This is a genomic window from Halorubrum trapanicum (assembly GCF_017873555.1).
GTDB classification, from domain to species: Archaea; Halobacteriota; Halobacteria; order Halobacteriales; family Haloferacaceae; genus Halorubrum; species Halorubrum trapanicum.
In genome coordinates this window covers 142,195-167,254 of sequence record NZ_JAGGKE010000005.1, presented here as the reverse complement: position 1 = coordinate 167,254, position 25,060 = coordinate 142,195, and the positions used below count along the sequence as shown (strand labels likewise).

The window sequence follows — 25,060 nt, the reverse complement described above, 5'->3', positions numbered from 1 at the left end:
GCGGTCGCGGTTCCGGTCAGAGGTACTCGCCCGCCGCCTCGGCCGCCGTCCGCCCGCTCGATAACGCGCCCTGGATCGACGACCACTCCGTGTAGTCGCCCGCGAGGACGACCGGCCCTTCGGGGTCGTCCGGGTCGGGGAGCTCGGCGTGGACGCCCGGCGGCTGCGCGAACTGCGCGAACCGGATCCGGTGGACGTCGAGGGTCTCCAGCCCCGCGAACTCGCGCTCGGGGAACCACGCCGCCAGCGCGTCGCGCACGTCGCCGCGGAGCGCGTCGGCGTCGCGGTCGAGCGCGTCCTCGCCGAGGAACGTCGCCGCGAGCAGCGCGCGGTCGTCGGGCGCGTACTCGGGCGCGACCTCCGACATCGGGACCACGGCGTTGGGGGATTCGTCGGCGGCGTTGAGCAGGATCCGCCCGCCCGTCTCGAACGACTCACCGGCGGGGAGCGCGTACCACCCCGTGACGTTCGGCACGCCCTCGGTCGGAATCGACTCGACGCCGGTGAGCCGCCGCGCCTCGGGCGGCGAGGTCGCGACGACGACCGCGTCCGTCTCGCGGGTCGAGCCGTCCGCGAGTTCGACGGTGGCGCCGTCGGCGTCGGCCTTGCCGGTCCGGAACGGGATCCGGCCCTCCCCCGCGATCCGTACCGCCTCCACGTCCTCGCCGGTCCGGATCTCGACGCCCGCCTCGCGGGCGCGGTCGGCGAGCGCGGCGGGGAGCGCGGCCATCCCGTCGGCGGGGACGCCGATCGACCCCCGGCCCATCGCGCGGAACGTGTACTCGAAGACGTGCTTCGAGGTCGACAGCGACCGGTCGAGGGTGATCCCGCCGTAGAACGGCTCCACGAAGTTCGTCACGTAGTTGTCGGCGAACCCCCAGTCGCGGAGGTACTCGCGGATCGGCGCGTCGGGGCCGGCGAAGAACTCGTCCTCGTCGCGGTTCTCGAGGTCGTACCGGAGCGCGAGCGTCCGGAGCTTGTCGGAGAGGGAAACCTCGTCGTTCAAAAGCGACGGGACCGCGGAGCGCGGGTCGCGGAGCGGGTCCCCGAGGGTCGAGCGCGACCCGGGTCGACAGATCGTCGCGCCCGGGGCGAACGTCCGGAGGTCGAGTTCGTCCAGCCCGTCGGGTCCCAGTTCGCGCTCGACGGCGGGGTAGCTCGAAAACAGCACCTGAAAGCCGCGGTCGAGGGTGAAGCCGTCGACCGTCTCGGTCCGCACGCGCCCGCCGACCTCGGGCCGTCGCTCGTACAGCGTCACGTCCGCGCCCGCCTCGGCCAGCCGCGTCGCCGCGACCAGCCCCGCCAGCCCGCCGCCGACGACCGTGGCGTCTCCGTTCATACTCGGTCTAACGGGCCGGTGGTTTATAAGCGGCGGCGGGACCCGCTCGCGGGCGGCCGACCGACGCGACCGAAACCGATGCGGTGAGTCACAATAAACTCGTTAGACGATACGGAACTCACAGATGACGCTTCCCGCGGTCCCGGAGGACGAGCAACTTCCAGATGTTTTGGCTGGCCTAAAACCCGGAACTGTTTTGTATATTTAGGGCAGCCTAAATCGTATGGCAGACGATCAGAGCGACCGCGAAGCACCGACCCGACGTGACTACGTGAAGTACGGCGGAGCAGCCATCGGTGGCGGACTGTTCGCCGGGTGTACCGGGCAGTCCGATCCCGGCTCGTCACCGACCGACGCGAGCGCAGGCAACGAGTCGACCGGATCGGAGACGCCCGTGCCGGAAGAGGACAGCTACACGGTGTCGATGGCACCCGTGGGAGAGGTCAGCTTCGAGCAGCCGCCTGAGACCGTCTTCACGGTGCTTCCACACCACGCCGACATGGTGACCGCGGCCGGTCACGGGGAGGCAGTCGCCTCGATGATGTACAACAAGGGATACAACGACACGATATGGAACAAGTTTCTCGAACGGATTCCCGGCGTTTCGGTCGACTGGGCCGACCTCCCGGGAACGTGGAACCCGGGCAAGGAGCGACTCTACGAACTGGACAGCGACCTCCACCTCGCCGATCCGGCCTACATGACGAACATGCAGAACTGGACGCGCGACGACATCGAGGAGGTCGCCGAGAACGTCTCCCCGTGGTTCGGTAACACGCTCAGCAACGCCAACAAAGAACCGGCCAGTGAGTGGGCCGCGGACTACGAGTACTACACCCTCTGGGAGATATTCGAGAACGTCGCGGCGGTGTTCCAGGCCGAGGACCGCTACGAGGCGCTCGCCGAGGTCCACACCGAGATGCTCTCCACCATCGAGACGAACCTCCCGCCCGAGGACGAGCGACCGACGGTAGCGATGGTTATTCTCATCGGCGGGAAGGACAGTCTGTACGTCTACGCGTTGAACGGTCCCGGCTTCCTGACGGCTCATACTCGACCGCTCGGGGCGGAAGACGTGTTTGCCGACATCCCGACGGAGTCGACCGTCGATTTCGAAGCGCTCATTGAGGCCGATCCGGACGTGATCCTCTGTCTGGCGGGGATGTCCGAGTCCAGACACGTCGAACGAACCAGAGAGCGCCTCGCGAGCAATCAGGCGACTCAATCGCTGTCGGCCGTTCAAAACGAGCGCATTTACACCCAAGGCGGGCGCTATCAGGGACCGATAATGAACCTCTTCCAGACAGAGATGGCCGCCAAGCAGTTGTACCCCGACGTCTTCGGCGAGTGGCCACCCTACACCGACGGACCGTACCCCGAAATTCCCGAGAGCGAACGGCTCTTCGACCGCCAGCGGGTGGCGGATATCATCAACGGGGACTTCTAACTACGAGCGAGGACGACACGATCACGACGGGCGTCCCGACGTGGCGGCACCGATCAAGTCTCCGAAGCTGTGCCCTCGATCTGACCGTTTACCGCGCGGCGAATCACCGGCCGAGGACCTACGCGATGGTTGAAAAGAATATGTCCAACTACTGATGGTTATTTAGCATCGATCTCCCGACGGCGGAATCACGCGCGATAACCGGGGGGATCGGTTTGAAATTCCCCCACAGGAATCGGAGGGTATGTGCCCCGAGTCGGCGTTCCGGAGGAAACGCTCCGTCTCCGTGACGCGCTCGGCGGCGGACCGAGAGTCTCGCGGAAGAAGAATCGCAGTACGACAGACGACCGCGTCGGCCGGGAGGGGTCCATGACCCGGTCCGACGACCGCTGGCTTCACTACGGCGCGGTCGCGACGCCGATCGACCGTCCGGAGCGGACCTTCGGCTACGTCGACGACGCTGAGAATCCGAAGTTCGGAACGTTTCCCTCCGGCTTCCTGGATCGGGTCGACGTCCCCGCCGACGAGGACCGCGGCCGGATGCCGCTCGGCGAGCTCGACCGCGACCTCTACCGGCGGTTCGGAAACGGCTTCGAGCAGGTGGACGTGGGCGCGCTCGCGGCCGACCTCGTCGCCGAGTCGCTGTTCCCCCCGCGAGAGGCGCGGATCGTCGTGCTGTTCGGCTGGTTCGACATGGACCGGGAGACGACCGCCGAGGCGCTCGAAACGGAGCCGGAGCGCGTGGCGGCGCTGGTCGAGGAGGTCCGCGACCGCCGCGAGCGGGCGGACCGGACGGCGGCGGTCCGGTTCACCCCCGAGTAGGCGGGCCGGAGTGAGAAGCGATTAGTCGCCGCCGCCGCACGGGTCGGTATGGAGACGACCGAGACCACGCCGGCGTTTCGCGGGCTGAAGAGTCGGGCGTCGGGACGCGTTCACGAGACCGCCGACGCGGCGGAGATCGACGACGACGAGCGGGCGCGCGGCCTCGACCCCGTCTACGACTACGACGCGGTCGACCCGGACGACCTGTTCGACCCCGCGGCCCGCGGCGCGAGCGGCGACGCCCGGACCGCGCCCGCCACCGCCCGCGGCCACTGGCGCTTCGACGCGCTCCTCCCCTTCCCGGCGGAGGACGCGCTCACCGCGGGCGAGGGCGCCACGCCGCTCGTCGCCACCGAGCGGCTCGCCGACGAGCTCGACGTCGACGCCGTGTACGTCAAAGACGAGGGGCGGAACCCGACCGGCACCGTCCTCGACCGCGGCCTCTCGCTCGCCGTGACCGCGGTGGCGGACCGGGCGGCGGAGGGGGCCGACGTGGAGCCGCTCGTCTGCGCGAGCCCCGGTAACGCCGGCCAGTCGATGGCGGCGTACGCGGGCCGGGCTGACCTGCGCTCGTACGCGTTCGTCCCCTCCCGCTGTGCGTTCTCGAACAAGTCGATGACGAACGTCCACGGCGGCGAGATGCGCGTGGTCGGCGGGCGCTTCCCGGACGCCGCCGCCGCGGTCGACGAGCAGCTGGAGACCGACTACACCGACCTCGGCGAGTTCGTCACGCCGTACCGCCACGAGGGAGCGAAGACCATTGCGTTCGAACTCGTCGCCGACCTCGGCGACGCCCCGGACGTCGTCGTCGTCCCGACCGGCTCCGGCGAGGTCGTCGCGGGCGTCCACAAGGGGTTCGACGAGCTCGACCGGATCGGCGCGATCGACGGGGTCCCGAAGGTCGTCGCCGCCCAGGCCTCGGGCTGCGCCCCGATCGCGGCCGCCGTCGAGCGTGGCCTCGACGAGCCGGAGCCGTGGTCGACGCCGGACACCATCTGCGGCGAACTGGAGATCCCGAACCCCGCGGGCGGCGCCGCGGCCGTCGAGGCGGTCACGGAGAGCGGCGGGACCGCGGTCGGCGTCGACGACGACGAGGTCCTCGCGAGCGCGGTCGCCGTGGCGCAGAACGAGGTCGTCGAGATGGGCGCGGCGGGCGGGGCGGCTCCCGCCGGGGCGTGGGCGCTCGCCGAGGCGGGCTTCTTCGACGGCGACGAGACCGTCGTGCTGCTCAACGGCGACGCCGGGCTGAAGACGCCGGACATCCTCCGCAGCCACCTGATGGGCCAGGGAATTTAAAAGGAAGCGTCGGTCGGAAACCGGTTCAAGTCAGTCGCGCCGCGCGAGCAGGCCGGTCGCGAACAGTGCGAGGGCGGCAGCGACGACGCCGAATCCGGGCGATTCAGCGCCCGTGTCGCCGGCGCTTTCGTTCTCGTCGCTTTCGTTCCCGTCCGCGGACGTGAGATCCGTCGAGTTGCCGTCTTCGCCGTCGGTCCCGCTGTCGTCGCCCGAGGAGTCGCCGTCTGACGAACTGTCGTCGGCCGACCCGTCGTCGGCCCCGTCGGTCGACTCAGCGCCATCGTCTTGAAGCGCTACCACCGCGTTCGAGAGCGTCGCCGTCGACTCGATCACGCTGCGCGGCGCCGGCTGGTTGAGGTAGTTCTCGTTCATCACGATGTAGTTGCCCTCGGTCCCCGCGGTCGTGCTGGCGTACGGTTCCGAGTCGAGGATGGCGGCCTCGGAGTCGGTGACGAGGATCACCTCGGGATTCGTTTCGAGGATGACCTCGTCGGAGAGCTGCGGGTACGCCTCGTACTCGGCGGCGGCGTTGTCCGTCCCGCCCGCGTTCATGATCGCGTCGATGAACGTGTTGTTCGCGGCGACGTAGCCGCCGCCGAGCGGGTAGAGCGCGGCGGGGCGGTCGACGTCGGCCGTCCGCTCCTCGGCGGCGTCGACCGCGTCGTACATCTCCGCGTTGGTCTCGTTGGCGGCGTCGCACGCGCCGACGAGCCGGCCGATCGTCTCCGTCTTCTCGGCGATGTCGTCGACGGACGTCGCCGCCGGGAAGTGGTAGACGGTCAGCCCCTGCTCGCGGAGCGGCCCGACGTCGGCCGCCGAGGAGTTCGGCGCCAACACCAGGTCGGGGTCGGTGTCGACGACGCGCTCGACGCTCGCGCCGAACTCGGCGGAGACGTTGGCGCGCTCCTCGGCGCCGTCGAGGTAGAACGCGAACTGGCTCACGCCGACGACCCGGTCCCGCTCGCCCAGCTCCCACAGCGTCTGCGCGGCCGAGGGGTTGAGCGTCGTGATCCGGTCGGGACGCTCCTCCAGCGTCACCGTCTCCCCGGTCGCGTCGGTCAGCTCGACCGGGAACCCGCAGGCGTCGTCGGTCTGCGCCGGCCCGGTCCCCGTCGCGCCCGCGGCACCGACCGCCGGCCCCGCGCCCGCGGTCGGTCCGTCGGTCGACATCGTCGGCTGTGCGCCCGCGGCGGTCCCGGCCACGCCGCCCAGCAGGGCGGTCGTCACCAGCACGGCCATCGCGATCGCGAAGCTGTTTCGCATCGCATCGACGACCGGCCTCGTCCAATAAGTATTTACCTACTACAAGTTGTGTTGGAGAACGTATGCGACCCTGGGTCCGATCGTCGCTCTGGTCGGGGGCGATAGCCGCGCTGCTGGCCGCCGTCGTCGTCGTTAGCGCGGCGATCGGTCCCGTCAGAATACCGCCGGATACCGTCGTCAAATCGGTGCTGAACGCGCTCTCGGTGCCGGCGGGGATCGAGACGAGCGCGAGCGGCGTCGGCCCGCTTCCGGTGCCCGGCGTCGGGCCGCTCACGCTCCCGGGGATCGACCTCGCGTTCGCGTCGCCGTTCGCGTTCCCCGTCGACTCCGTTCACCAGCAGATCGTCGTGGGCGTGCGGCTCCCGCGGATCCTGTTGGCCGCGCTCGTCGGCTTCGCGCTCGCGGCCGCAGGAACGGTGATGCAGGGGTTCTTCCGCAACCCGATGGCCGACCCCTCGATCATCGGCGTCTCCTCCGGGGCGGCGGTCGGCGCGGTCGCGTTCATCGTCTTCCCCGCCGCGCTCTCGGCGACGGTCGCGCTCCCGCTCGTCGGGTCCGTCGACCTCGCGCTCTCGCGCGGCGCGGGGACCAGCCTCTTCGCGTTCGTCGGGGCGCTCGTCGCCGCTTTCGGCGTGTACGCCATCGCGACCCGGGGCGGTCGGACGCCCGTCGCCACCCTCCTCCTGGCGGGCGTCGCGGTCCAGACGTTCCTCGGCGCGGTCGTCTCGTACCTCCAGCTACAGGCCGGCGAGTCGCTCCGCCAGATCGTCGCGTGGCTGATGGGTCACCTGTCGGGCGCCGCGTGGAGCGAGGTCGCCGTCACCGCGCTCGTCGTGCCGCCGCTTTTCGTCGTGTTGCTCGCGTACGCCCGCGACCTCAACGTCCTCCTGCTCGGCGAGGAGGAGGCCCGCGGGCTGGGCATCGCGGTGGAGCGCACGAAGCGCGTGCTGCTCGCGGCCTCGGCGCTTATCACGGCCGCCGGCGTCGCGTTCGCCGGCGTGATCGGGTTCGTGGGTCTCATCGTCCCGCACATGCTCCGGCTCGTCGTCGGTCCCGACCACCGTGTGCTGCTCCCGACCGCGGCGCTCGCGGGCGGCACGTTCCTCGTCGCGGCCGACACGCTCGCGCGCTCGGCGGCCGCGGAGTACCCGGTCGGTATCATCACCGCCGCGGTCGGCGCGCCGTTCTTCGTCTACCTGCTCGTGACCCGGGAGGTGTCGGAGCTGTGAGCGCGGACCGCCCCGCGGACGCCGCGGCGTCGGACGCGGCTGACGCGGCGGAGTCGGCGGCCGCGCGCGACGACCCGGCCTCGCTCCCAGACACGGCGCGGTCGTTCGGCGACACGCCGCTCCTGTCGGCCTCGGACGTGGCCGTCTCGTTCGGCGACCTCGACGTCGTCTCCGGCGTCGACCTCCGGGTCGAGCCGGGGTCGCTCGTCGGTCTCGTCGGGCCGAACGGCGCCGGCAAGACCACGGTGTTGCGCGCGGTGACCGGCGCGGTCGAGCCGGACGCGGGGACCGTCGAAATCGGCGGCGACCCTGCCGCGTCGCTGTCGGCCAAGGAGGTCGGGCGCCGCGTCGCGAGCGTCCCGCAGGCGACGAACCTCGCGTTCGACTTCCGCGTGCGCCACGTCGTCGAGATGGGACGGACGCCGCACCTCGGCAGGTTCGACGGTCACGGCGTCGAGGACGACGCCGCGGTCGACGCCGCGATGGCTGCCGCGGACGTCGACCGCTTCGCCGACCGGTCGATCACCGAGGTCTCCGGCGGGGAGCGCCAGCGCGTGCTGCTCGCGCGAGCGCTGGCGCAGGCGGCCCCTCTCCTCCTGTTGGACGAGCCGACCGCCAGCCTCGACGTGAACCACGCGGTCGAGACGCTCGAACTGGTCCGCGAGTTCGTCGACGACGGCGACCGGGGGGCGATCGCCGCCATCCACGACCTGGACGCGGCCGCCCGGTACTGCGACGAGGTCGTCGTCCTCGCGAACGGCGGCGTCCGGGCCGCCGGTCCGCCGGAGTCGGTGCTCTCCGCCGACGCCGTCGGCGCCGCCTTCGACGCGGAGGCGTTCGTCGGCCGCAACCCGGCGACCGGGACGCCCGCGGTCACGGCGTTCCCGCACAGCGACGTCGAGGGGCGGCGCGTTCACGTGATCGGCACGGGTCGTCCGGCCGCGCGCGTCGTCGCCCGGCTGGCCGCCGCGGGTCACGAGCCGTCGGTCGGCGTGGTCCCGGCCGGCGACGCGGCCGCCGGCGCCGCCGCGGACGCTGGCGCGACCGCGGTGACGGCGCCGGCCTTCGAGGGACCGTCCGCGGAGACGGTCGGGGCTGCGTGCGACCTCGCCGCCGCCGCGGACGCGACGCTCGCGGTCGGCTTCGAGGGCTCCGGCGACGCGGTCGGCCCGAACGGCGAGGTGGCCGCGGCCGCGGACCGCCTCGTCACCGTTTCCGCCGGCGTCGGCGACGCGGAACTGCTCGACGCGGTCGCGACCGCGACCGCCGAGGAGTGACGGGTCTGCCGCTGCCCGCCACCCGCGAAGCGTCACCGTTTATTCGCTCGCCCGCTTTCCCCCGACGATGAGCGTTCCCTGCGTCGCCGTCGCCCGCGAGGACGGCGAGACCGTTCGGAGCCGGCTCGCCGACGCGGACGCACTCGACGGCGACCACCAGATCGCCGTCGACGGCGACACCATCTACATCCCCGTCGCGGGCCGCGGCCGAGTCCCGGCCGACCTCGCGGACCGGATCGTCGAGCGCGACGCGGCGGCGCGAGAGCGCCCCACGACGCCCGCCGAGATCCTCGGCTACGAGCCTTCCTTGGAGCGGCTGGGCGACATCGTCATCGTCGACGAGGACGACGACGAGCGCGCCCGCGAGATAGCCGACGCCGTACTGGCCTCCGACCTCCCCTGCGAGACCGTCCTCAACCGCGCGTCGCCGATCGAGGGGGAGCTTCGGGTCCGTCAGTGGGACGTGTTGGCCGGGAACGGCACCGAGACGGTCCACCGCGAGTACGGCCACGAGTTCCTGTTGGACGTCGCCGAGGTGTACTTCTCGCCGCGGCTCGCGACCGAGCGCCACCGCGTGGTCGAGCAGGTCGAATCCGGGGAGTCGGCCATCGACATGTTCGCCGGCGTGGGCCCGTACGCGGTGCCGATGGCGGCCCGCGGCGCCGACGTGGTCGCCTGCGACCTCAACGAGCGCGCCGTGGAGTACCTCCGCGAGAACGCCGCGCGAAACGGCGTCGCGGACCGCGTGACGGCGATCGCTGGCGACGTGCGCGGCCTCGCGGACTCGCACGCCGGGACCGCCGACCGTCTCGTGATGAACCTCCCGCACTCCGCCGACGAGTTCGTAGAGACCGCGGTCGCGCTCGCCGGCGACGACTGCGTGGTCCACTACTACGACATCCAACACGAGGACGACCCGTTCGGGCCGGGTCGCCGCGCGATCGAGACCGCCGCGGGCGACGCCTACGCGGTCGAGGTCGAGACCGAGCGCGTCGTCCGGTCGTACGCCCCCCACGAGTACAACGTCTGTCTCGACGTCCGGCTGACGCGACTTGACGGGTAATCCGCTCGCGTCGCTCGCGAGTCGAGGTCGAGACAGCGAAAACGCCGCGCCGTCCCGAGGGGGGTCGGGGCGGAGCGGCTGGGGGCCCGTCACATGACAAGCTGTCGCGGCACGAGTCGTCGGACCAGAGGCGATTTTGCGCTTGGCGCGTCGGAGACGCGTTTCACACGGTCGCCGCGACGGAACGCTGCTGGGGATGACGGCCGCGTCGAGTCGCCGTGGGGGTGACGACCGACGGAACCCTCGCCGCCCGGTACGGGCTTCGACCGGGCACGCACCGCCGGGGGAGTCGATCCCCGCCGTCTCGGCACGCGGGCGGTGTCATCACGATTAGATGGAGGTCCGAACACGTATTTAGTCTTTTTCCTTATATTCCTCTATTGTATTCGCAGTTCTCTTGCGTGTTGGTGTAGAATATCTCGACTACCGTGACGAACGTGTGCTTACTACCGGTGGAACTCGCCGATTCCTCGCTCCGGAAGCGACAGGGCGGATCGCCGCTCCGTCCCCGTTTCGGAACCCTTATTTTTCCCTCCGGGAATTATTGAGTGCGCCGGGGTAGCTCAGCTGGCAGAGCGATTCCTTCGTAAGGAATAGGTCGAGGGTTCAAATCCCTCCTCCGGCTTTTCTGCCGAATCGACGCCGACTCGGAGAGTCTCGACCCTCTACGGAGTTCCGATCGTTCGGTCACCGCCACTCGCTGTTTGATTTATATTCTCGAAACAATATTAGGTGTGTGATTATCTAACAAGGGGACGTACACCGTGATATGCGACCAGAATACGACTGCGACAGCGAGGAAGTGTACGAGTGTTTCAAATGCGGTCGGCGAACGGAATCGCCCGGCCAGTGCGAGTGCGGCGGCGAACTGCGTCACATCGGACGCTCGCGGGACCTGTGACCGGCGTCGTACCCGACCGTTCTCGGTTCGTCGTCGGTCCGATCAGTCGCTCCCGGTAGCGTCGGCGTCGTCACTCCCGTCGGCGTCGTCGCTCTCCTCGGCCGTCTCGGCCTTCCCGTCCTTGCCGTCCCCACTCGAATCGCTTTCTGGATCGTAGTCGGGCAGCGAGAGGACGTTCTCGCGGCCCAGCCGGAAGCCGTCGAGGTCGCCCTCGTCGCGCAGCCCCGTCACCACCTGGCTCGTCTTCGCGGCGGTCCAGTCCAGCTCCTCGGCCACCCGCTTCTGTTTCATCCGCCCGCCCTCCGACTCGATCAGCCGAAGCACCTGCTCTTCGTTGCTCAGCAGGTCGCTGTCGACGGGGGGCGGCCCCTCCGATCCGGTCGCGGAGTCCGCGTCGCCTTCGTCCCCGGAGTCCGGCTCGTCGCTCGCGTCGGGGGTCGACGCCGCGCCGCCCGCACTCGCGCCGACCGCGCCCGCGTCCGCGTCGTCCCCCGGCGTATCGCTCTCCGCCGGGGCGCTGGCACCTCCGGTCGCGACGACTCCCGCCCCCTCGCCGTCGGCTCCCCCTCGCCGACGATAGGCGACGGCTCCGCCGGCGACGACGAGGAGACCGAGAAGCGCGACGAGACCGGCGGTCGGTATCCCCGAGAGTGCTCCCGCGGGGGCGACTGCGATCCGCGGCTGGCCGGCCGAGAAGTCGACGGGACCGTTCCAGACGACGGACCGCTCGCGCACCTCGCTCGGGCCCGGCGTCGTCTCCGCGAGGCGGTACCCCTCCGGCCACGAGACGATGAGCGACGAGGAGTCGTCGAGGAACAGGCCGTCGACCGCGTCGCCGACGCGCAGTCGGTCCCCGTCGACGGCGGCGAAGTTCGTCCACTCGAACCGGTAGGTCAACACGCCGTACGACTGGGGAAGCTCGCGGCGCTCGGCGGTCACGGTCGCGTTCGACACGGTCATGTTGCGGCCGGTCGCCTCCTCGGCGGTCCTCGCGGTCGAGACCATCCGCTCGCGAAAGCGGCTCGTGTACGCCTCGGTGTCGTTCTCGACGTCCGCGCGGAGCTGTTCGAACGCCCGCTCCTCCTCGTCGGTGCCGAGCCGGATCCGGTACTCGACGGTCCACCGCGCGTCGCCGTCCGGCTGGACGGCGACCTCCATCGAGACGTCGTCCGGTTCGACGTCCATCTGCGCGAACCCGCCCTCGAACGGGACGGCGCCCGCGCCGCCGGCGCCGAGCGCGAGACCGGCGGCTCCGAGCAGGGCGACGACCACGAGGAGGACCGACGCTCGCTGCACGGACAAATTCACAAGAGGTGCCGTAAAATTCCTTCCCATCCGCGGCGGCCTCGACCGCCCGCCGGGAATCGGTTTCCGCAGGAACCCGCGTTCACCGTTCGACGCCGCTCACGCGGAGCGGACCCACGGGTCGTCGACTATCGAAGCCAAGACGCCCGCCGTCCGTTCGAGCGAGGGAGGGCCGCTGCCGCCACCCGCTCCGTCGGAGCCGTCACCGCTCGAACCGCCTTCTCCGGACCCGCGTCCGGAGCCGGTGGGCGGGCCGTTCGACGCGTCTCCGTTTCCGTCGTCGGTCGCGTTACCCGCTCCCGGCGGTCCGCCAGAGCCGTTCCCCGGTCCCGCCTCAGGCGGTCCGCCAGAGCCGTTCCCCGGTCCCGCCTCAGGCGGTCCACCCGCTCCGTTTCCCGGTCCCGCTCCCGGCGCTCCCGCAGATCCGTTTCCCGGTCCCGCTCCCGCTCCCGGCGCTCCCGCAGATCCGTTTCCCGGTCCCGCTCCCGCTCCCGGCGCTCCCGCAGATCCGTTTCCGGGACCGCCGACGCCCGGGCCGTTCCCGGGCGGACCGGCGTCGCCCGGCGGGCCGCGGTCGGTCGCGTTGCCCGGCGGACCGCGTCGGTTCGCTCCGACCGGCCCGCCGACGCCCTCGCCGGCCACGCCGCGGGCGATGGCGGCGACCTCGGGCCCGCTAAGCTCGTTCGCGCGCTCTCGAAGGGTCGACAGCCGCTCGTCGTCGACGCCCGTCTCGTTGCGGACGACGGCCGGGAGTTCGGCGGCCGCGCTCGCGCTCCGGTTCAGCCCCCGGGAGAGCGTCTCAATCCGCGCGGTCGTCGTCGCCATCCGCGCGGCGTACGCGCCCTGACTCAACTCGCCGGCCGCGCGTCGCTCGCGGAGCTCCCGCTGTTGCTGTTCCAGTTCCGCGAGCCGCTCTTCGGTCCGGTTCAGGCGCTCCGCGACGACGTCGGCGCGGCTCTCGTTGGTCTCGGCCTCCCGGAGTCCGACCTCGAAGGCGCGCGACTCCACCTCGCCCTCGATCTCGGCGCCCTGAACGCCGATGACGCCGGACAGGCGCTCTCCGGGACTGAGGTCGGGCGTCGCGTTCGCGCCGCTCCCGTTCGTCGTCGGATCGGTCTGTGCGGTCGCTACTCCCGCCGGCGCGGCGGCGGCGGTCCCGACGATCACCGCCCCAGCGACGGCCGCGACGACGAGGCTCGCGATCCATCGGTTCATTACCGGACCGTACGCGCTCCGCACCTATATATCCGGAACTCCGTTAAGCCGGATCAACGCGGATTAATCGCAGGACGCGGCGGGGACGGACGACGCCTCGAAAATCCCCGTCGTCGCGGAGCTGCCGTCCGCTCGAGTCCTCCGGCGTCGCGACTCAGTACGTCTTCGCGAAGTAGGCGGTCCGCTCGGCGTCGGCGTCGCACATCGCACACGTCTCGTCGGCGTCGCCGTCGGCGAGGGGGTCCTCGTCCTCGAACGGGACCATCACGATCTCGGCGGCCAGCGGCTCCTTGATCGGCTCCTCGCAGGCCTCGTCGCCGCACCACGGCGCCTTCACGTAGCCGCCGTGCTGTCCGAGGGTCCCCAAGATGTCGGCGCGGTCGTCGGCCTCGCGCACGCCGTCGTCGAGGGTCTCCTCGGCGGTCGCGTACAGCTTGGCGTAGATCTCGTCGAACTCCTCGCGGACGGTCTCCGCGACGCCGTCGCGGTCGACCTCGACGCTCTCGCCGTCGGGGCGGTGGACGAGCGTCAGCTCCTCGTCGTCGACCTCGTGGGGGCCGATCTCGATCCGGAGCGGGACGCCGTTCAGCTCGTGTTCGTTGAACTTGAACCCGGGATTGCGCTCGTCGCGGTCGTCCAGCTCGACGCGGACGCCGGCCTCGTCGAGGTCGTCGACCACGCTCTCGGCGTACTCCAGCACGTCGTCTTTCGTGTCCTCTTGCCAGATGGGAACGACGACGACCTGCGTGGGCGCGACGGTGTGGGGCAAGACCAGCCCCTGCTCGTCGGAGTGGGTCATGATCAGCGCGCCCAGCGCGCGCCACGAGAGCCCCCACGAGGTGGTGTGGGCGACGCGCTCCTCCTCGTCCTCGTCGGAGTAGGTGATGTCGAACGCCTCCGCGAACGACTGCCCGAGGTGGTGGGAGGTGCCGGCCTGGACCGACTTTCCGTCGGGCATCAGCGCCTCGACGGTCGTCGTCGTGTCCGCGCCGGGGAACTTGTCGTGGTCGGGCTTTTGCCCCTTCAGGACCGGCAGCGCCAGCAGGTCCTCGTAGACGGACTCGTACTGGTCGAGCCGCGTCATCGTCTCCTCCCACGCGTCCTCGCTCGTCGCGTGCGCGGTGTGGCCCTCCTGCCAGAGGAACTCCTTCGTGCGGAAGAAGGGCTTCGTCTCGGTCGCCTCCCACCGGACGACCGAACACCACTGGTTCACGCGCAGCGGGAGGTCGCGGTGGCTCCGCACCCACTGCGAGATGTACGGCGTGATGATCGACTCGGAGGTGGGCCGGACCGCGAGCCGCTCCTCCAGCTCCTTGTTGCCCGCCTCTTCGACCCACGCCACCTCGGGGTCGAACCCCTCGACGATGTCCTTCTCCCGTTCGAGATACGACTCGGGGATGAACAGCGGGAAGTAGGCGTTCTGAACGCCGGTGTCCTTGAACTTCGCGTCGAGGAACCCCTGGAGCCGCTCCCAGACCGCGTACGCCCGCGGGCGGGTGACGATGAAGCCGCTCATCCCCTCCGGCCCGTAGTCGGCCAGCCCGGCCTTCTGTACGACCTCGGCGTACCACTCGCCGGTGTTGTGCGTCTTGGACTCGGTGATCCCGAGCTCCTGGTCGTCGTCGCTCATTACTCTCGAAAGCGGGTGTCGCGGGCTTAAAAGGTCCGAACCCGACCGCCGCGCCGCGGGCGCCGGGTCGATTCAGCCCGAATCCCTGGCGGACGCTCACGTCCCACGCGGACGGAATTCGGGGAAACGTTAACCGCCTCGCGTCGCCTACCTCGTCCATGGACCTGTCGGGGCTGCGTCGACACGCGCCGCAGTCGCTCGCCGGGCGGCGGGAGGCGGCGGTGCTGGCGCCGGTGGTCGAGCGCGGCGGCGACGCCCACCTGCTGTTCACCAAGCGCGCAGCGCACCTCGGCGAGCACCCCGGGCAGATGAGCTTCCCCGGCGGTGGCCGCGAGCCGATCGACCGGACGCTGACGGACACCGCACTGCGCGAGGCCGACGAGGAGGTCGGGATGCGGCCGAACGAGGTGGATGTGGTCGGCCGCCTCGACGACACACGCACGTCGAGCAAGTACGCGGTCCGCCCGTTCGTCGGCGTCGCGCCCGACCGCGAGTATATTCCCGACGAGTCGGAGGTCGCGGAGGTGGCGGTCCTCTCGGTCGACGCGCTCACCGACCCCGCGAACTACGAGTCGGAGCGCCGCGTCGGCCACCCGGAGTACGGCGACCACCGCGTCCACTACTTCCACGTCGACGGCTACACCGTCTGGGGCGTGACGGGCCGGATGGTCGTCCAGCTACTGGAGCGGACGACCGACTGGCGCGCGCCCGCGGAGCCGGACCGCGTCGTCGGCGCGGACGCCGAACTGCCGATCTGACTGTTGATGCTTTCAGCGCCTCGGTCCCAATCGCTCACTCATTTATGTAGCCTCGGTGAACTTCTCAGCGGCTGTTAGGGACTGGTTGCTGGATACGGACGATGTAGTCAGCACAAGTGCCGTATTATGCTCTCTGTTTAAATTATAGAACCCGTTAGAACGAGCTGTAGACCAACTTTCTCGGTTAGAAATCAAATCGCCATCTCCGTGTCATCGTCTCAGCGCTGCCTTTATATTGTAAAGGTTGTAAGGATTTGCAACGAGGCTCTGACGACATCCAGTTGCGCGGGTAGATGGACTGAGCCTCGTTGTGTACCGTATTTAGCGCACGCCACGGCGCAAGGGGCCTAGGGAACCCCTGTGGGATAGCCCGGTGACTTCGACCATGACGAACGCAACAAAAAGAATACCAGTAACCGAAGAACGATGGAAGGAACTGAACGAGTTAAAGTCCGCAGGGAAGACCTACGACGATCTGCTGGACGAACTGATCCAAGAGCACCGACGGCGTCAGCTTGCCGACAAGGTCCGCGAGGTTCGCGAGGCCGACACGGAGGAACTGACGCCGCTTGATGAGCTATAACGTCCTGCTCGCAGACGACGCACGCGAGTACGTCTCCGCGCTTGACGAGAAGAGCACACGGATCGTCAAGGAGAACCTCCGGAAGCTGGCCGAAGAGCCGTATCCACGTCCCGGGGCCGGCTCTGGCGACCGTGAGAAGCTGACGGTCGACGGTGAAGAGATTTACCGGCTCCACATCGGCCGTACCCACACCGCCTTCTACGACGTGCTGGAAGAGAAGGAAGAAGTCCGGGTAGTGGAGATCGTCGACATCGACGAAGCGCACAAACGCTACAGCTGATCGCTACTCGCAGAACATCTGCGCCCTGTATTCGGCACGCCTGCGAGAACGTATCCTCGCTTGAGAACTCCAACGGAGCCGTTTATTGAGGGGCGACACGTTCTAACGCACAGCTGCGTCTCCGTCCATCGATAACATCGCGACGACCGGCCTTCCCGTCTCACTCCGCCGGGTCGACTTCGAGCCGCAGCGTGAGGTCGGCCCCGTCGGCCAGCGCGGCCACGAGGTCGCGGTCGAGGTCCGCCGCGGCCCCGTCGCCGTCGACGAGGATCGTGCGCTCGTCGTCGGTGTAGTCGCTGGTGCGCCCGACCATCGACCGGTCGTCGAGCAGGGTGAGTTCGGGGTCGCCGCGGCCCGTAATGGTCTCTCGGTACTCGTCGTCGCCCGCGTCGACGACGAACGTCGCCTCGATCGTCGCGTCCGCGTCCCGGCACGCCTCGCGGAACTCGGCCGAGAAGTCACGGGGGGTCCGGTCCGCCTCGATTCCGACGATACAGTCGCCGGCGGGGGTGAGCCAGTCGTCGGTCGTGAGTTCGACGGTGCTCGCGTGCTCGGCGGTGACGTTCTCGTGGCCGACCGCGCGGACCACCTCGACGTGGGGGTCGTCGGCGTCGTCGCTCATTGTCGCCGGTCGGCCGCGACGCGACAAGTGGCCGTCGCTTCGGGGGCGGGAATCGGCTCGGAGGAGTGGGTCGGTCAGACGTCGGCGCCCTCGGCGAGCGCGGGGACGAGTCGGGCGGGGTTCTTCGCCAGCACGCGGGCCATCAGGTCCTCGGAGACGTCGAGGGTGAGCACCTCCATCACGCCGACGTTCGGGTGGACGTCGGGCGCGCCGGAGCCGAAGAGGACGCGATCGGGGTGTTCCAGCACGCCGCGTTCGAGCACCTCGCGGTAGCGCACCGCGCTCGTGTCGACGTACACCCGGTCGTAGTCGTCGAGCAGGTCCAGCGTCCGGTTCATCAGTTCGGCGTCGAGCGGGTACCCGCCGAAGCTCCCGAGGACGAGCGGGAGGTCGTAGCCGAGCAGCTCCGTCTCGACCGCCTCGGGCGGGAACTCCCGCCCCGCGTGGACGAAGAGTGGGAGGTCGGCGTCCTCCAGTCGGCGGAGCACGTCCTCGTTCGGCAGCCCGTCGACGTGGGGCGCCAGCGTGAACCCGTGGAAGCGGTCGTCGTAGGAGTACTGCTCGACGTCGTCCGGCCGGGTGTGGTGGTCGTCGCGCTCGGCGCGGAGGTTCCGAACGACCGACACCGGTCCGGTCCCCGGGTCGCGGGGACCGTTGAGGCGGGCGAACGCGACGAACGGGCGGTCGATCGACAGCCGGGCGACGGCGTTGTTCGCGCGGAGGTAGCTCCGCCCGGCGGCGCGCTGCCCCGGACTGGCGACCGCGCGGACGATCCCCGCCTGGAGCATCTCGCGTTCCAGCCGCTCCGGGGAGATGTCTCGCCCGTGGGTGGCGACCGACGACTCGTCGGGGTCGAGGGTCGCGCGGGTGTCGACGATCCGGAAGTCGTGTTCGAGCCCGAGCATGGCCGCTCTCTACCGGCCCGTCTCGGGCGACCCGCATGTGCCTGTCGGTCGCACGGCGAGTCCTCGGCGGCGTCGGCGACGACCCCCTCCCCCGCCTCGGTGCCCGGTCACGGGCCCGCGGTCGAGACGATCTTGATCACGTCCCCCTCGGTCAGCTCGCGGTCCTCGCCGATCCGGCGCGAGGCGCGCGCGTCGACGGCGTGGAGGTACCCCTCGCCGATGTCGGAGTGGACCGCGTAGGCGAGGTCGAGCGGGGTCGCCCCCGACGGCAGCAGGAACGCGTCCGGGAGGACGTTGCCCGTGCCGTCCGTCCACTTGCCGGCGTCCTGGACCGGGTAGGCCGTGATCCGGTCGAGCAGGTCGTAGACGGCCGCGTTCAGCGCGGCCTGAACCCCCGTCCCGTCGTGGTCCGCCATCGACTCGCGGAGCGCGTCGAGGCCGGCGCGCTGGTCGTCGGAGATGTCGCCGACGACCTCGAACGACTCGTCGCCCGGGTCGTAGTCGACGACGCCCGCCTCCGCGGCCCGCCGGAGGGCGAGCTCGCCGTCGGCGGTCGCGGGGACCACGGGCTTGTCGGTCCCCTCTCGGATACGGTCGACCGCGCCCTCGGGCGCCGCGTCGACCTTGTTCGCGACGACGACGATGGGCTTGGTGCGGCGGCGGACCGCCCGCGCGAGCGCCTCGCGGTCGTCGTCCGCCCACGCCTTCGGGTCGTCGGGGTACGAGAGGTCGCGGAGGACCGCGGTCACGTCGCGCTCGGTCGCGCCGAACCCGGTGAGCAGCTCCGAGAGCGCGGCTTCGAGGTCGAAGTCGGGCGCGCGCGACTTGCGCTCGACGCTTTCCCAGTTGCCGTCGACGATGCCCGCGAGCCACAGGTCCATCTCCTCCTCGATGAAGTCCACGTCGTCGAGGGGGTCGTGGCTCCCGACCTCGACGGGGTCGCCCTCGGCGTTCGTCGCGCCCGAGGCGTCGACGACGTTCAACACGACGTCCGCGTTCGTCAGTTCGTCGAGGAACTGGTTGCCGAGGCCCTTCCCCTCGTGGGCGCCCGGCACCAGCCCGGCCACGTCGAGCAACTCGACCGGGACGTACCGCTTCCCCCCGTGGCAGTTCTCGTTGCCGCAGCGCTCCTCGCGGTCGAGACACGGGCAGCGCGTCCGGACGTGGGTCACCCCGCGGTTGGCGTCGATGGTCGTGAACGGGTAGTTCGCGACGTCGACGTCGGCCATCGTGGCGGCGGTGTAGAAGGTGGACTTGCCGGCGTTCGGCTTGCCCGCGAGCGCGACCGTGAGCATACCCGAGGGTCGCGGCCCCGCGAAAAGCGCCTTTCGGTCGGGCGCGGGGAGGTATCCAGAGACAGTTGGAGCAGGACGGTGCGGTGGCGCGCGCCTCCGAGCGGCCGTTTAAAACGGCCGCGAGGAGCGCGTGCGAGGGAGTCGATGGTCCGGAGCGAAGCGGAGGACCATCGACGAGGCTGGGGAGGAACGAGGCTGCGGTGCCGTGCTGGGCGGGACTCAAAGGGGCAGGCGTGAGGACGAAGCACGCCGTAGTAAGCACCGCAGCGAGGGAGCGAGCAACGCGAGCGACTGAGCGCGGCGCGCAACAAGGCGCGCGAGTCCTCACGTCTGGGGCTTTGGGGTGTTCGTCTCCGTCCGGGCCCTGTTGAAATCCTATTTTTAGACATACCCTCGACTGAAACACTTGGTCGCTGAAGCCTGCGAATTACTCGCCTTGGGACGCATTCCTAATCGTCTCTCCAGCGAGACCGTATATGAGCCCGAGAAAACCGATGAGGAGTCCGAAATGGAGTGAACCCGGCGAGGCATACATATCAGGGGAAAGCATCGCAACTCCGCGGTGTACGGTCAGGAGTAACGCAAACACCTCGATGAGGACTGCTTTCTGGACGGACATTCACCCGAGAGCAGCGCTTGTTTCACGTGAATTCTACGGTAGATGATCGCCTGTACTGACTGCGACTGGGTCAAAATACAGCACTTGCTGAGGATTTCAACAGATCTCCGTCCGTTGTCACCTCGTTATCTGAGAACGAGGAACGTGTTAGAGGAGTAACAACCGCTCTACCGTTGCGATCAGTTCACAGACCTATTTTCGAGCGACGATCCGAAGCACGTCCTCGTCGGCCAGCTCGTGGCCCTTCCCGACCTGCTGGTCGTCGTGTTTCGCGCTCTCCCCCGAAACGCGCGCAAATTTGAACCGCTCGTCGAACTCGCCTCCGATCTTCGTACAGGCGTCGCCGACGGTGTCGCCCTCGAACAAGATTAGGGGTTCCTCGTAGTCGACGCCGCGGCCCGGCTTGTCCATGTAGATCCGAATAACCCCCAGCTCCTCCCAGAGGCGCTCTTTGAGTCCGTCGAGACCGAGCTCCTTCTCGGCGGAGATGAAGAGCACGTCGTCGGGGTCCAGGTCGCGCTCGCGAAGTTGTTCCTTCACGGTCGGGAGGTAGCTCTTGTCGATGAGGTCCGCCTTGTTGACGGTGACCATCGAGGGGAGGTACTCGCGGTTGTCCATCACGGCGTCGACCAGTTCGTCGATAGTGAGGTCGTGGGGAATCGTCACCTTCGCGTTGACGTAGCCGTACTCGCGGAGGACCTGCTTGACCGTCTCCTCGTCGAGGCTCACGTCGTCGCTCATCGTCACGCCCAGCCCGTCCTTGTGCGTCTTCCGGATGTTGATGTTCGGCGGCTCGGTGTCGAGGCGGATGTTGGTCGCGTACAGCTCCTCGCGCAGGCGATCGTACTGCTCGATCTCGAACACGGAGAGCATGAACACGACGAGATCCGCCGTCCGGACGACCGAGAGGACCTCCTTCCCGCCGCCGCGGCCGCCCGCGGCGCCCTCGATCAGCCCGGGAACGTCGAGGATCTGGATGTTCGCGCCGCGGTACTGTAGCATGCCCGGGTTGACGTCGAGGGTGGTGAACTCGTAGGAGCCGACCTCGCTGTCGGCGTTGGTGAGCGCGTTGATGAGGGTGGACTTGCCGACGCTCGGGAACCCGACTAAGGCGACCGTGGCGTCGCCGTGCTTCTCGACCGCGTAGCCGTGGCCGCCGCCGGCGGAGGACTGGTTCTCCAGCTTCTCCTTTTTCTCCGCGAGCTTCGCCTTTAGGCGCCCGATGTGAGCCTCCGTGGACTTGTTGTAGGGCGTCTCGGCGATCTCCTCGCGGAGGTCTTCGATCTCCTCCTCCAGTCCCATTACCCGTTTCTCGGCCGGTCGGCTCGTTAAAGGTGTTCCTTCGGATCGCCGCCGGGAGAGTGGTTGGCACGCCGATACTTCGACACGGTTATATCGGCGACGCGTAACTCTCGGACACGTCGAATGCCAGATCCGTCGAGCCTTCGAGACAGCACACAGATCGTCCTCCCGCGCCACGCGCTCGACGGGCACCGGGAGTGTCTCGAAGACCGGTTCACCGTCACCGTCGTCGAGCTGCCGGAGCGGTACCGGATCATCGGTAGCCCGGTCGAGATCAAAGCCGCGAGCGACTACCTCACGCGTAACGGCGTCGCCGTCGCGTAACGGAACCACCGATACGGACTCCTTTCGCCCCGTTCGGAGGCTTGAAGTCGTCGCTCGTCGAGACCACGTGACGATGCTCTCCCGTCGGGCGCTGCTCGCCTCGGGCGTCGCCGGGTTCGGCGGTATCGCCGGCTGCGCCGCCGCTCCGTCCGACCTCGGCGCCGCCGACGCCAGTGCGGACGATACCGACACCGCCGACGGGGACGCCGCCGCCACCGACGTCGACCCCACGCGGATCGGGTTCGTCGGCGACATGATGCTCGGGCGCAGCGTCGCCGACCGCTGGGGCGAGAGCGACGACCCCGCGGGCGTCTGGGGAACGACGCTCCCGCGGCTCCGAAAGCTCGACGCGCTCGTCGGGAATCTAGAGTGCTGCGTCTCCGACCGCGGCGAGCGCTGGCCGGACAAGACCTACTACTTCCGAGCGCCGCCGTCGTTCGCGGCCCCCGCGCTTGAGGCGGCGGGGGCGTCGTTCGTCTCGCTCGCCAACAACCACGTCCTTGACTATCGCGAGCCGGCGCTCCGCGACACCCGGACGCACCTCGCCGACGCCGGTGTCGCCCGCGCGGGCGCCGGCACGACCGCGGACGAGGCGCTCGCCCCCGCGACGTTCGAGGCGGGCGACCTCACCGTGGCCGCCTTCGGTCTCACGGACCAGTCGACGGCGTTCGCGGCGACGGACGCCGACCCGGGGACCGCGTTCGCGCGGCTCGACCCCGCCGTGCGCGAGACCCGCGACCTCGTCGGGGAGGCCCTCGACCGCGTCGCCGAGACGGACCCGGATCTGGTGGTCGCCTCGCTCCACTGGGGAGCGAACTGGGAGACCGAACCCCGCCGGGTCCACGAGCGGTTCGGCCGGTGGCTCGTCGATCAGGGGGTCGACGTGGTCCACGGCCACAGCGCGCACGTCCTCCAGGGCGTCGAGGTGTACGAGGGGCGGCCGATCGTCTACGACGCGGGCGACTTCGTCGACGACTACGTCAGCTACCGCGACCGCGAGGGCGTCCGCAACAAGCGGAGCGCGCTGTTCGAGCTGGTCGTCCGCGACGGCGACCTCGCCGCCCTTGAGGTCACGCCGACCGAGATCGTCGACGAGACCGCGACCCTCGCAGACGGAGAAGTCGCCGAGTGGGTGCGGGAGACGGTCGCCGAGCGCTCCGCGCCGTACGACACCCCGGTCGAGAGGATCGACGGCGAGCGCGACGACGGCCGACTCCGGATCCCGCTGAGCGAGGAATAGCCCGACGCGGCGTCCGACGTCTCGGCGGCGCCGATCCCCCAATCCCCAGACGGCTCGGGCTTCCGGATCCCCACGGCGGCTGCTGGGGTCCAAACCCTATTTGGTCCGATGCTCCAAGCGTGCCCGTGACGAACACCAACCGCGAGTGGATCTTCGCCGAGCGACCCGAAGGCGAACCGGACATGGACAGCTTCGAACTGCGCGAGACCGACGTACCCTCTCCCGACCCCGGCGAACTCCTCGTTCGAATCCGGTACCTCTCGGTCGACCCGTACATGCGCGGCCGGATGCGCGACGCCGAGTCGTACGCCGAGCCGTGGGACGTGGGCGATACGCTCAAGGGCGGCGTCGTCGGCGAAGTGGTCGAGAGCGCGAGCGACGCGTACGACGCGGGCGACCTCGTGACCGGCGAGGGGCGCTGGGCCGACTACGCGACCGTCGACGCCGACGACGTCGCGCCCGTCGATCCGACGGTCGCAGACCCCGAGGCGTACCTCGGCGTCCTCGGGATGCCCGGCCGGACTGCCTACTTCGGTCTCCTCGAAGTCGGCGAGCCGAAGCCCGGCGACACGGTCGTCGTCTCCGGCGCGGCGGGCGCGGTCGGCTCGGTCGTCGGCCAGATCGCGAAGCGCAACGGCTGCCGCGTGGTCGGCTTCGCCGGCAGCGACGAGAAGACCGACTGGCTCACCGACGACCTCGGCTTCGACGCCGCGATCAACTACAAGGAGACCGACGACTACCGCGCCGCGCTCGACGAGGCGGCGCCCGACGGCGTCGACGTGTACTTCGACAACGTCGGCGGCCCGATCACGGACGCCGTGTTCACGAAGCTCAACCTCGACGCGCGCGTCGCGGTCTGCGGCCAGATCGCCCACTACAACGACGAGGGCGTCCCGACCGGCCCGCGGAAGCTCCCGGGGCTGATCTCGGTGCGAGCGAAGGTCGAAGGACTGCTCGTCGGCGACTTCGCGACCCGGTTCGGCGAGGCGAGCGAACGGCTCGCCCGCTGGGTCGCGAGCGGCGACCTCGAACACCGCGAGACGGTCGTGGAGGGACTGGAGAACGCTCCCGACGCCTTCCTCGGGCTGTTCTCCGGCGACAACATCGGCAAGCAGGTAGTGCGGGTGTCGGCCGCGGACGGGGAGTGAGACAGCTCCGTCGCCGCCGTCACTCGACGGAGGCGGGCACGGGCCGCTCCGCTTCCGAGACGTGCGCCTCGGAGTGGTAGAAGGCCTCTCCGGTCTCGGCGTCGAACAGGTGGAGCCGGGCGGGGTCGTACGTGACCGACACCGTCTCGCCGGCGCCGACGTCCGTCCGCGGCGCCGCCTGAACGTTACACGACGCGTCCCCGATCGAGCAGTGTAAGAGCAGGCTGTCTCCGAGCGGCTCCCGCACGTTCACCGTCGCGTCGATCCGCGGCAGGCCGTCGTCCGTCCGCGGGTCCGGGAGGCGGAAGTCCTCCGGGCGAACGCCGAGGACGGCGCGCCGACCGTCGTCGAGCGACTCCTCGCCGACGCCGTTTCGGTCGGCCGCAACCGGATCGCCCGCGTCCGCGAGCGGGAGCGGGATCTCGAACGCGTCGTGGACGGCGCGGCCGTCCTCGACGTCGACGGGGATCATGTTCATCGCGGGGTCGCCGATGAACTCCGCGACGAACCGGTTCGCCGGGAAGTCGTACAGCCGCTGCGGCTCGTCGACCTGCATGATCCCCCCGTCGTTCATGACGACGACCCGCTCGCCGAGCGTCATCGCTTCCGTCTGGTCGTGGGTGACGTAGACGGTCGTCGTTCCGAGCGTCGAGTGGAGGCGGGCCAGCTCCGCGCGCATCTCGATCCGGAGCTTCGCGTCGAGGTTGCTCAGCGGCTCGTCCATCAGGAAGGCGTCCGGGTCGCGGACGATGGCGCGGCCGAGCGCCACGCGCTGTCGCTCGCCGCCCGACATCGCCTCGGGCTTGCGGTCGAGGAGGTCGGCGATGTCGAGGGTGTCGGCCGCCTCCGCGACGCGGCGCTCGATCTCCTCGTCGCCGAAGTCGCCGCTGGACTTCATCCCGAATGTGATGTTGCGCCGCCCGGTCATGTGCGGGTACAGCGCGTAGTTCTGGAACACCATCGCGACGTTCCGGTCCTTCGGCTCGACGGCGGTGACGTCCCGGCCGTCCATCTCGATCCGGCCGTCGGTCGCCGATTCGAGACCGGCGAGCAGGCGCAGCGTCGTGCTCTTGCCGCAGCCGCTCGGCCCGACGATGACGAGGAACTCCCCGTCCTCGACGTCGAGGTCGATCCCGTCGACGGCGACCACATCGTCGAACTTCTTTCGCAGGTTCCGTAGTGTTACTGTCGTCATTG

Annotated in this window: 24 protein-coding genes and 1 tRNA gene; 14 read left to right on the top strand and 11 right to left on the bottom strand. The window is 69.7% G+C overall.

Annotation, left to right across the window (positions count from 1 at the left end; genetic code table 11):
• Window positions 1–16: 16 nt before the first annotated feature.
• Complete coding sequence (locus tag J2744_RS07910; protein WP_209546420.1) at window positions 17–1,339, bottom strand: NAD(P)/FAD-dependent oxidoreductase; 1,323 nt, start codon at window positions 1,337–1,339, stop codon at window positions 17–19.
• A gap of 223 nt (window positions 1,340–1,562) precedes the next feature.
• On the opposite strand from J2744_RS07910, the gene J2744_RS07905 reads away from it, so the two are divergent.
• The 3 genes from J2744_RS07905 (at window position 1,563) to J2744_RS07895 (ending at window position 4,904) form a co-directional block, all read left to right on the top strand.
• A complete protein-coding gene (locus J2744_RS07905; RefSeq protein ID WP_209546418.1) occupies window positions 1,563–2,786 on the top strand; it encodes an ABC transporter substrate-binding protein in 1,224 nt (407 codons plus the stop codon).
• 369 nt (window positions 2,787–3,155) lie between these two features.
• Window positions 3,156–3,608, top strand: coding sequence for a hypothetical protein (locus J2744_RS07900; protein ID WP_209546416.1), 453 nt, complete (start codon window positions 3,156–3,158; stop codon window positions 3,606–3,608).
• A 48-nt stretch (window positions 3,609–3,656) separates the two neighbouring features.
• Window positions 3,657–4,904, top strand: a complete 1,248-nt coding sequence (locus J2744_RS07895; RefSeq protein ID WP_209546415.1) for a pyridoxal-phosphate dependent enzyme — start codon at window positions 3,657–3,659, stop codon at window positions 4,902–4,904.
• A 30-nt stretch (window positions 4,905–4,934) separates the two neighbouring features.
• Here the strand turns inward: J2744_RS07895 and J2744_RS07890 are convergent, their stop codons facing one another.
• On the bottom strand, window positions 4,935–6,167 hold the full coding sequence (locus J2744_RS07890) for a PGF-CTERM-anchored ABC transporter substrate-binding protein (RefSeq protein ID WP_209546413.1): 1,233 nt from the start codon (window positions 6,165–6,167) through the stop codon (window positions 4,935–4,937).
• A 62-nt stretch (window positions 6,168–6,229) separates the two neighbouring features.
• Here J2744_RS07890 and btuC point away from each other — a divergent pair, with 62 nt between their 5' ends.
• The 5 genes from btuC (at window position 6,230) to J2744_RS07865 (ending at window position 10,637) form a co-directional block, all read left to right on the top strand.
• Entirely contained in the window at window positions 6,230–7,396 is a 1,167-nt protein-coding gene (gene btuC / locus J2744_RS07885; RefSeq protein WP_209546410.1) for a vitamin B12 ABC transporter permease BtuC, read from the top strand.
• Complete coding sequence (locus tag J2744_RS07880; RefSeq protein WP_209546407.1) at window positions 7,393–8,673, top strand: ATP-binding cassette domain-containing protein; 1,281 nt, start codon at window positions 7,393–7,395, stop codon at window positions 8,671–8,673. The genes btuC and J2744_RS07880 overlap by 4 nt, the downstream gene beginning before the upstream one ends.
• A 67-nt stretch (window positions 8,674–8,740) precedes the next feature.
• Window positions 8,741–9,736, top strand: a complete 996-nt coding sequence (locus tag J2744_RS07875) for a class I SAM-dependent methyltransferase (protein ID WP_209546404.1) — start codon at window positions 8,741–8,743, stop codon at window positions 9,734–9,736.
• Window positions 9,737–10,288: 552 nt separating this feature from the next.
• Window positions 10,289–10,361, top strand: a tRNA-Thr gene (locus tag J2744_RS07870).
• 144 nt (window positions 10,362–10,505) lie between these two features.
• Complete coding sequence (locus J2744_RS07865; RefSeq protein WP_209546401.1) at window positions 10,506–10,637, top strand: rubrerythrin-like domain-containing protein; 132 nt, start codon at window positions 10,506–10,508, stop codon at window positions 10,635–10,637.
• Window positions 10,638–10,679: 42 nt separating this feature from the next.
• Here the strand turns inward: J2744_RS07865 and J2744_RS07860 are convergent, their stop codons facing one another.
• From J2744_RS07860 to proS, 3 genes are all read right to left on the bottom strand, one after another.
• Window positions 10,680–11,933: a helix-turn-helix transcriptional regulator gene (locus tag J2744_RS07860; protein ID WP_209546398.1), complete on the bottom strand. Its 1,254-nt coding sequence runs from the start codon at window positions 11,931–11,933 to the stop codon at window positions 10,680–10,682.
• Window positions 11,934–12,041: 108 nt separating this feature from the next.
• Window positions 12,042–13,157 carry a hypothetical protein gene (locus tag J2744_RS07855; RefSeq protein WP_209546395.1) on the bottom strand — a complete coding sequence of 372 codons (1,116 nt, stop codon included), beginning with the start codon at window positions 13,155–13,157 and terminating at the stop codon, window positions 12,042–12,044.
• Window positions 13,158–13,311: 154 nt separating this feature from the next.
• Window positions 13,312–14,787, bottom strand: coding sequence for a proline--tRNA ligase (proS, locus tag J2744_RS07850; protein ID WP_209546392.1), 1,476 nt, complete (start codon window positions 14,785–14,787; stop codon window positions 13,312–13,314).
• Between the two features lie 158 nt (window positions 14,788–14,945).
• Here proS and J2744_RS07845 point away from each other — a divergent pair, with 158 nt between their 5' ends.
• The 3 genes from J2744_RS07845 to J2744_RS07835 all read left to right on the top strand — a co-directional run bounded on the left by J2744_RS07845 (window position 14,946) and on the right by J2744_RS07835 (window position 16,408).
• Complete coding sequence (locus tag J2744_RS07845) at window positions 14,946–15,545, top strand: NUDIX hydrolase (protein ID WP_209546389.1); 600 nt, start codon at window positions 14,946–14,948, stop codon at window positions 15,543–15,545.
• Between the two features lie 385 nt (window positions 15,546–15,930).
• Entirely contained in the window at window positions 15,931–16,128 is a 198-nt protein-coding gene (locus J2744_RS07840; RefSeq protein ID WP_209546386.1) for a hypothetical protein, read from the top strand.
• Window positions 16,118–16,408, top strand: coding sequence for a type II toxin-antitoxin system RelE family toxin (locus J2744_RS07835; RefSeq protein ID WP_209546383.1), 291 nt, complete (start codon window positions 16,118–16,120; stop codon window positions 16,406–16,408). Before J2744_RS07840 ends, J2744_RS07835 begins: the two co-directional genes overlap by 11 nt.
• 160 nt (window positions 16,409–16,568) lie before the next feature.
• Here J2744_RS07835 and J2744_RS07830 read toward each other — a convergent pair whose 3' ends face one another.
• From J2744_RS07830 to J2744_RS07810, 5 genes are all read right to left on the bottom strand, one after another.
• Window positions 16,569–17,030 (bottom strand): DUF371 domain-containing protein, encoded by a 462-nt coding sequence (locus J2744_RS07830; RefSeq protein ID WP_209546380.1) that lies wholly within the window; start codon window positions 17,028–17,030, stop codon window positions 16,569–16,571.
• A gap of 74 nt (window positions 17,031–17,104) precedes the next feature.
• A complete protein-coding gene (locus tag J2744_RS07825) occupies window positions 17,105–17,935 on the bottom strand; it encodes an amidohydrolase family protein (RefSeq protein ID WP_209546377.1) in 831 nt (276 codons plus the stop codon).
• A gap of 107 nt (window positions 17,936–18,042) precedes the next feature.
• Window positions 18,043–19,230 (bottom strand): redox-regulated ATPase YchF, encoded by a 1,188-nt coding sequence (locus J2744_RS07820; protein ID WP_209546374.1) that lies wholly within the window; start codon window positions 19,228–19,230, stop codon window positions 18,043–18,045.
• 427 nt (window positions 19,231–19,657) lie between these two features.
• A complete protein-coding gene (locus tag J2744_RS07815; protein ID WP_209546371.1) occupies window positions 19,658–19,849 on the bottom strand; it encodes a hypothetical protein in 192 nt (63 codons plus the stop codon).
• A gap of 192 nt (window positions 19,850–20,041) precedes the next feature.
• A complete protein-coding gene (locus J2744_RS07810; protein WP_209546368.1) occupies window positions 20,042–21,151 on the bottom strand; it encodes an OBG GTPase family GTP-binding protein in 1,110 nt (369 codons plus the stop codon).
• A 123-nt stretch (window positions 21,152–21,274) separates the two neighbouring features.
• On the opposite strand from J2744_RS07810, the gene J2744_RS07805 reads away from it, so the two are divergent.
• The 3 genes from J2744_RS07805 (at window position 21,275) to J2744_RS07795 (ending at window position 23,863) form a co-directional block, all read left to right on the top strand.
• Complete coding sequence (locus J2744_RS07805; protein WP_209546365.1) at window positions 21,275–21,475, top strand: VNG_1110C family protein; 201 nt, start codon at window positions 21,275–21,277, stop codon at window positions 21,473–21,475.
• Between the two features lie 73 nt (window positions 21,476–21,548).
• On the top strand, window positions 21,549–22,715 hold the full coding sequence (locus J2744_RS07800; RefSeq protein ID WP_209546361.1) for a CapA family protein: 1,167 nt from the start codon (window positions 21,549–21,551) through the stop codon (window positions 22,713–22,715).
• A gap of 125 nt (window positions 22,716–22,840) precedes the next feature.
• Window positions 22,841–23,863 (top strand): NADP-dependent oxidoreductase, encoded by a 1,023-nt coding sequence (locus J2744_RS07795; RefSeq protein WP_209546358.1) that lies wholly within the window; start codon window positions 22,841–22,843, stop codon window positions 23,861–23,863.
• Window positions 23,864–23,882: 19 nt separating this feature from the next.
• Here J2744_RS07795 and J2744_RS07790 read toward each other — a convergent pair whose 3' ends face one another.
• A complete protein-coding gene (locus tag J2744_RS07790) occupies window positions 23,883–25,058 on the bottom strand; it encodes an ABC transporter ATP-binding protein (protein WP_209546355.1) in 1,176 nt (391 codons plus the stop codon).
• Window positions 25,059–25,060: the final 2 nt, after the last annotated feature.

What these genes read in the sequence shown, in the direction of transcription:
- J2744_RS07865 (WP_209546401.1), top strand. Translation starts at nt 10,506, where the DNA reads ATGCGACCAGAATACGACTGCGACAGCGAGGAAGTGTACGAGTGTTTC.
- J2744_RS07840 (WP_209546386.1), top strand. Translation starts at nt 15,931, where the DNA reads ATGACGAACGCAACAAAAAGAATACCAGTAACCGAAGAACGATGGAAG.
- J2744_RS07825 (WP_209546377.1), bottom strand. Translation starts at nt 17,935, where the DNA reads ATGCTCGGGCTCGAACACGACTTCCGGATCGTCGACACCCGCGCGACC.
- J2744_RS07875 (WP_209546404.1), top strand. Translation starts at nt 8,741, where the DNA reads ATGAGCGTTCCCTGCGTCGCCGTCGCCCGCGAGGACGGCGAGACCGTT.
- proS (WP_209546392.1), bottom strand. Translation starts at nt 14,787, where the DNA reads ATGAGCGACGACGACCAGGAGCTCGGGATCACCGAGTCCAAGACGCAC.
- J2744_RS07835 (WP_209546383.1), top strand. Translation starts at nt 16,118, where the DNA reads ATGAGCTATAACGTCCTGCTCGCAGACGACGCACGCGAGTACGTCTCC.
- J2744_RS07810 (WP_209546368.1), bottom strand. Translation starts at nt 21,151, where the DNA reads ATGGGACTGGAGGAGGAGATCGAAGACCTCCGCGAGGAGATCGCCGAG.
- btuC (WP_209546410.1), top strand. Translation starts at nt 6,230, where the DNA reads ATGCGACCCTGGGTCCGATCGTCGCTCTGGTCGGGGGCGATAGCCGCG.
- J2744_RS07805 (WP_209546365.1), top strand. Translation starts at nt 21,275, where the DNA reads ATGCCAGATCCGTCGAGCCTTCGAGACAGCACACAGATCGTCCTCCCG.
- J2744_RS07815 (WP_209546371.1), bottom strand. Translation starts at nt 19,849, where the DNA reads ATGTCCGTCCAGAAAGCAGTCCTCATCGAGGTGTTTGCGTTACTCCTG.
- J2744_RS07895 (WP_209546415.1), top strand. Translation starts at nt 3,657, where the DNA reads ATGGAGACGACCGAGACCACGCCGGCGTTTCGCGGGCTGAAGAGTCGG.
- J2744_RS07800 (WP_209546361.1), top strand. Translation starts at nt 21,549, where the DNA reads ATGCTCTCCCGTCGGGCGCTGCTCGCCTCGGGCGTCGCCGGGTTCGGC.
- J2744_RS07830 (WP_209546380.1), bottom strand. Translation starts at nt 17,030, where the DNA reads ATGAGCGACGACGCCGACGACCCCCACGTCGAGGTGGTCCGCGCGGTC.
- J2744_RS07910 (WP_209546420.1), bottom strand. Translation starts at nt 1,339, where the DNA reads ATGAACGGAGACGCCACGGTCGTCGGCGGCGGGCTGGCGGGGCTGGTC.
- J2744_RS07855 (WP_209546395.1), bottom strand. Translation starts at nt 13,157, where the DNA reads ATGAACCGATGGATCGCGAGCCTCGTCGTCGCGGCCGTCGCTGGGGCG.
- J2744_RS07845 (WP_209546389.1), top strand. Translation starts at nt 14,946, where the DNA reads ATGGACCTGTCGGGGCTGCGTCGACACGCGCCGCAGTCGCTCGCCGGG.
- J2744_RS07890 (WP_209546413.1), bottom strand. Translation starts at nt 6,167, where the DNA reads ATGCGAAACAGCTTCGCGATCGCGATGGCCGTGCTGGTGACGACCGCC.
- J2744_RS07900 (WP_209546416.1), top strand. Translation starts at nt 3,156, where the DNA reads ATGACCCGGTCCGACGACCGCTGGCTTCACTACGGCGCGGTCGCGACG.
- J2744_RS07790 (WP_209546355.1), bottom strand. Translation starts at nt 25,058, where the DNA reads ATGACGACAGTAACACTACGGAACCTGCGAAAGAAGTTCGACGATGTG.
- J2744_RS07820 (WP_209546374.1), bottom strand. Translation starts at nt 19,230, where the DNA reads ATGCTCACGGTCGCGCTCGCGGGCAAGCCGAACGCCGGCAAGTCCACC.
- J2744_RS07905 (WP_209546418.1), top strand. Translation starts at nt 1,563, where the DNA reads ATGGCAGACGATCAGAGCGACCGCGAAGCACCGACCCGACGTGACTAC.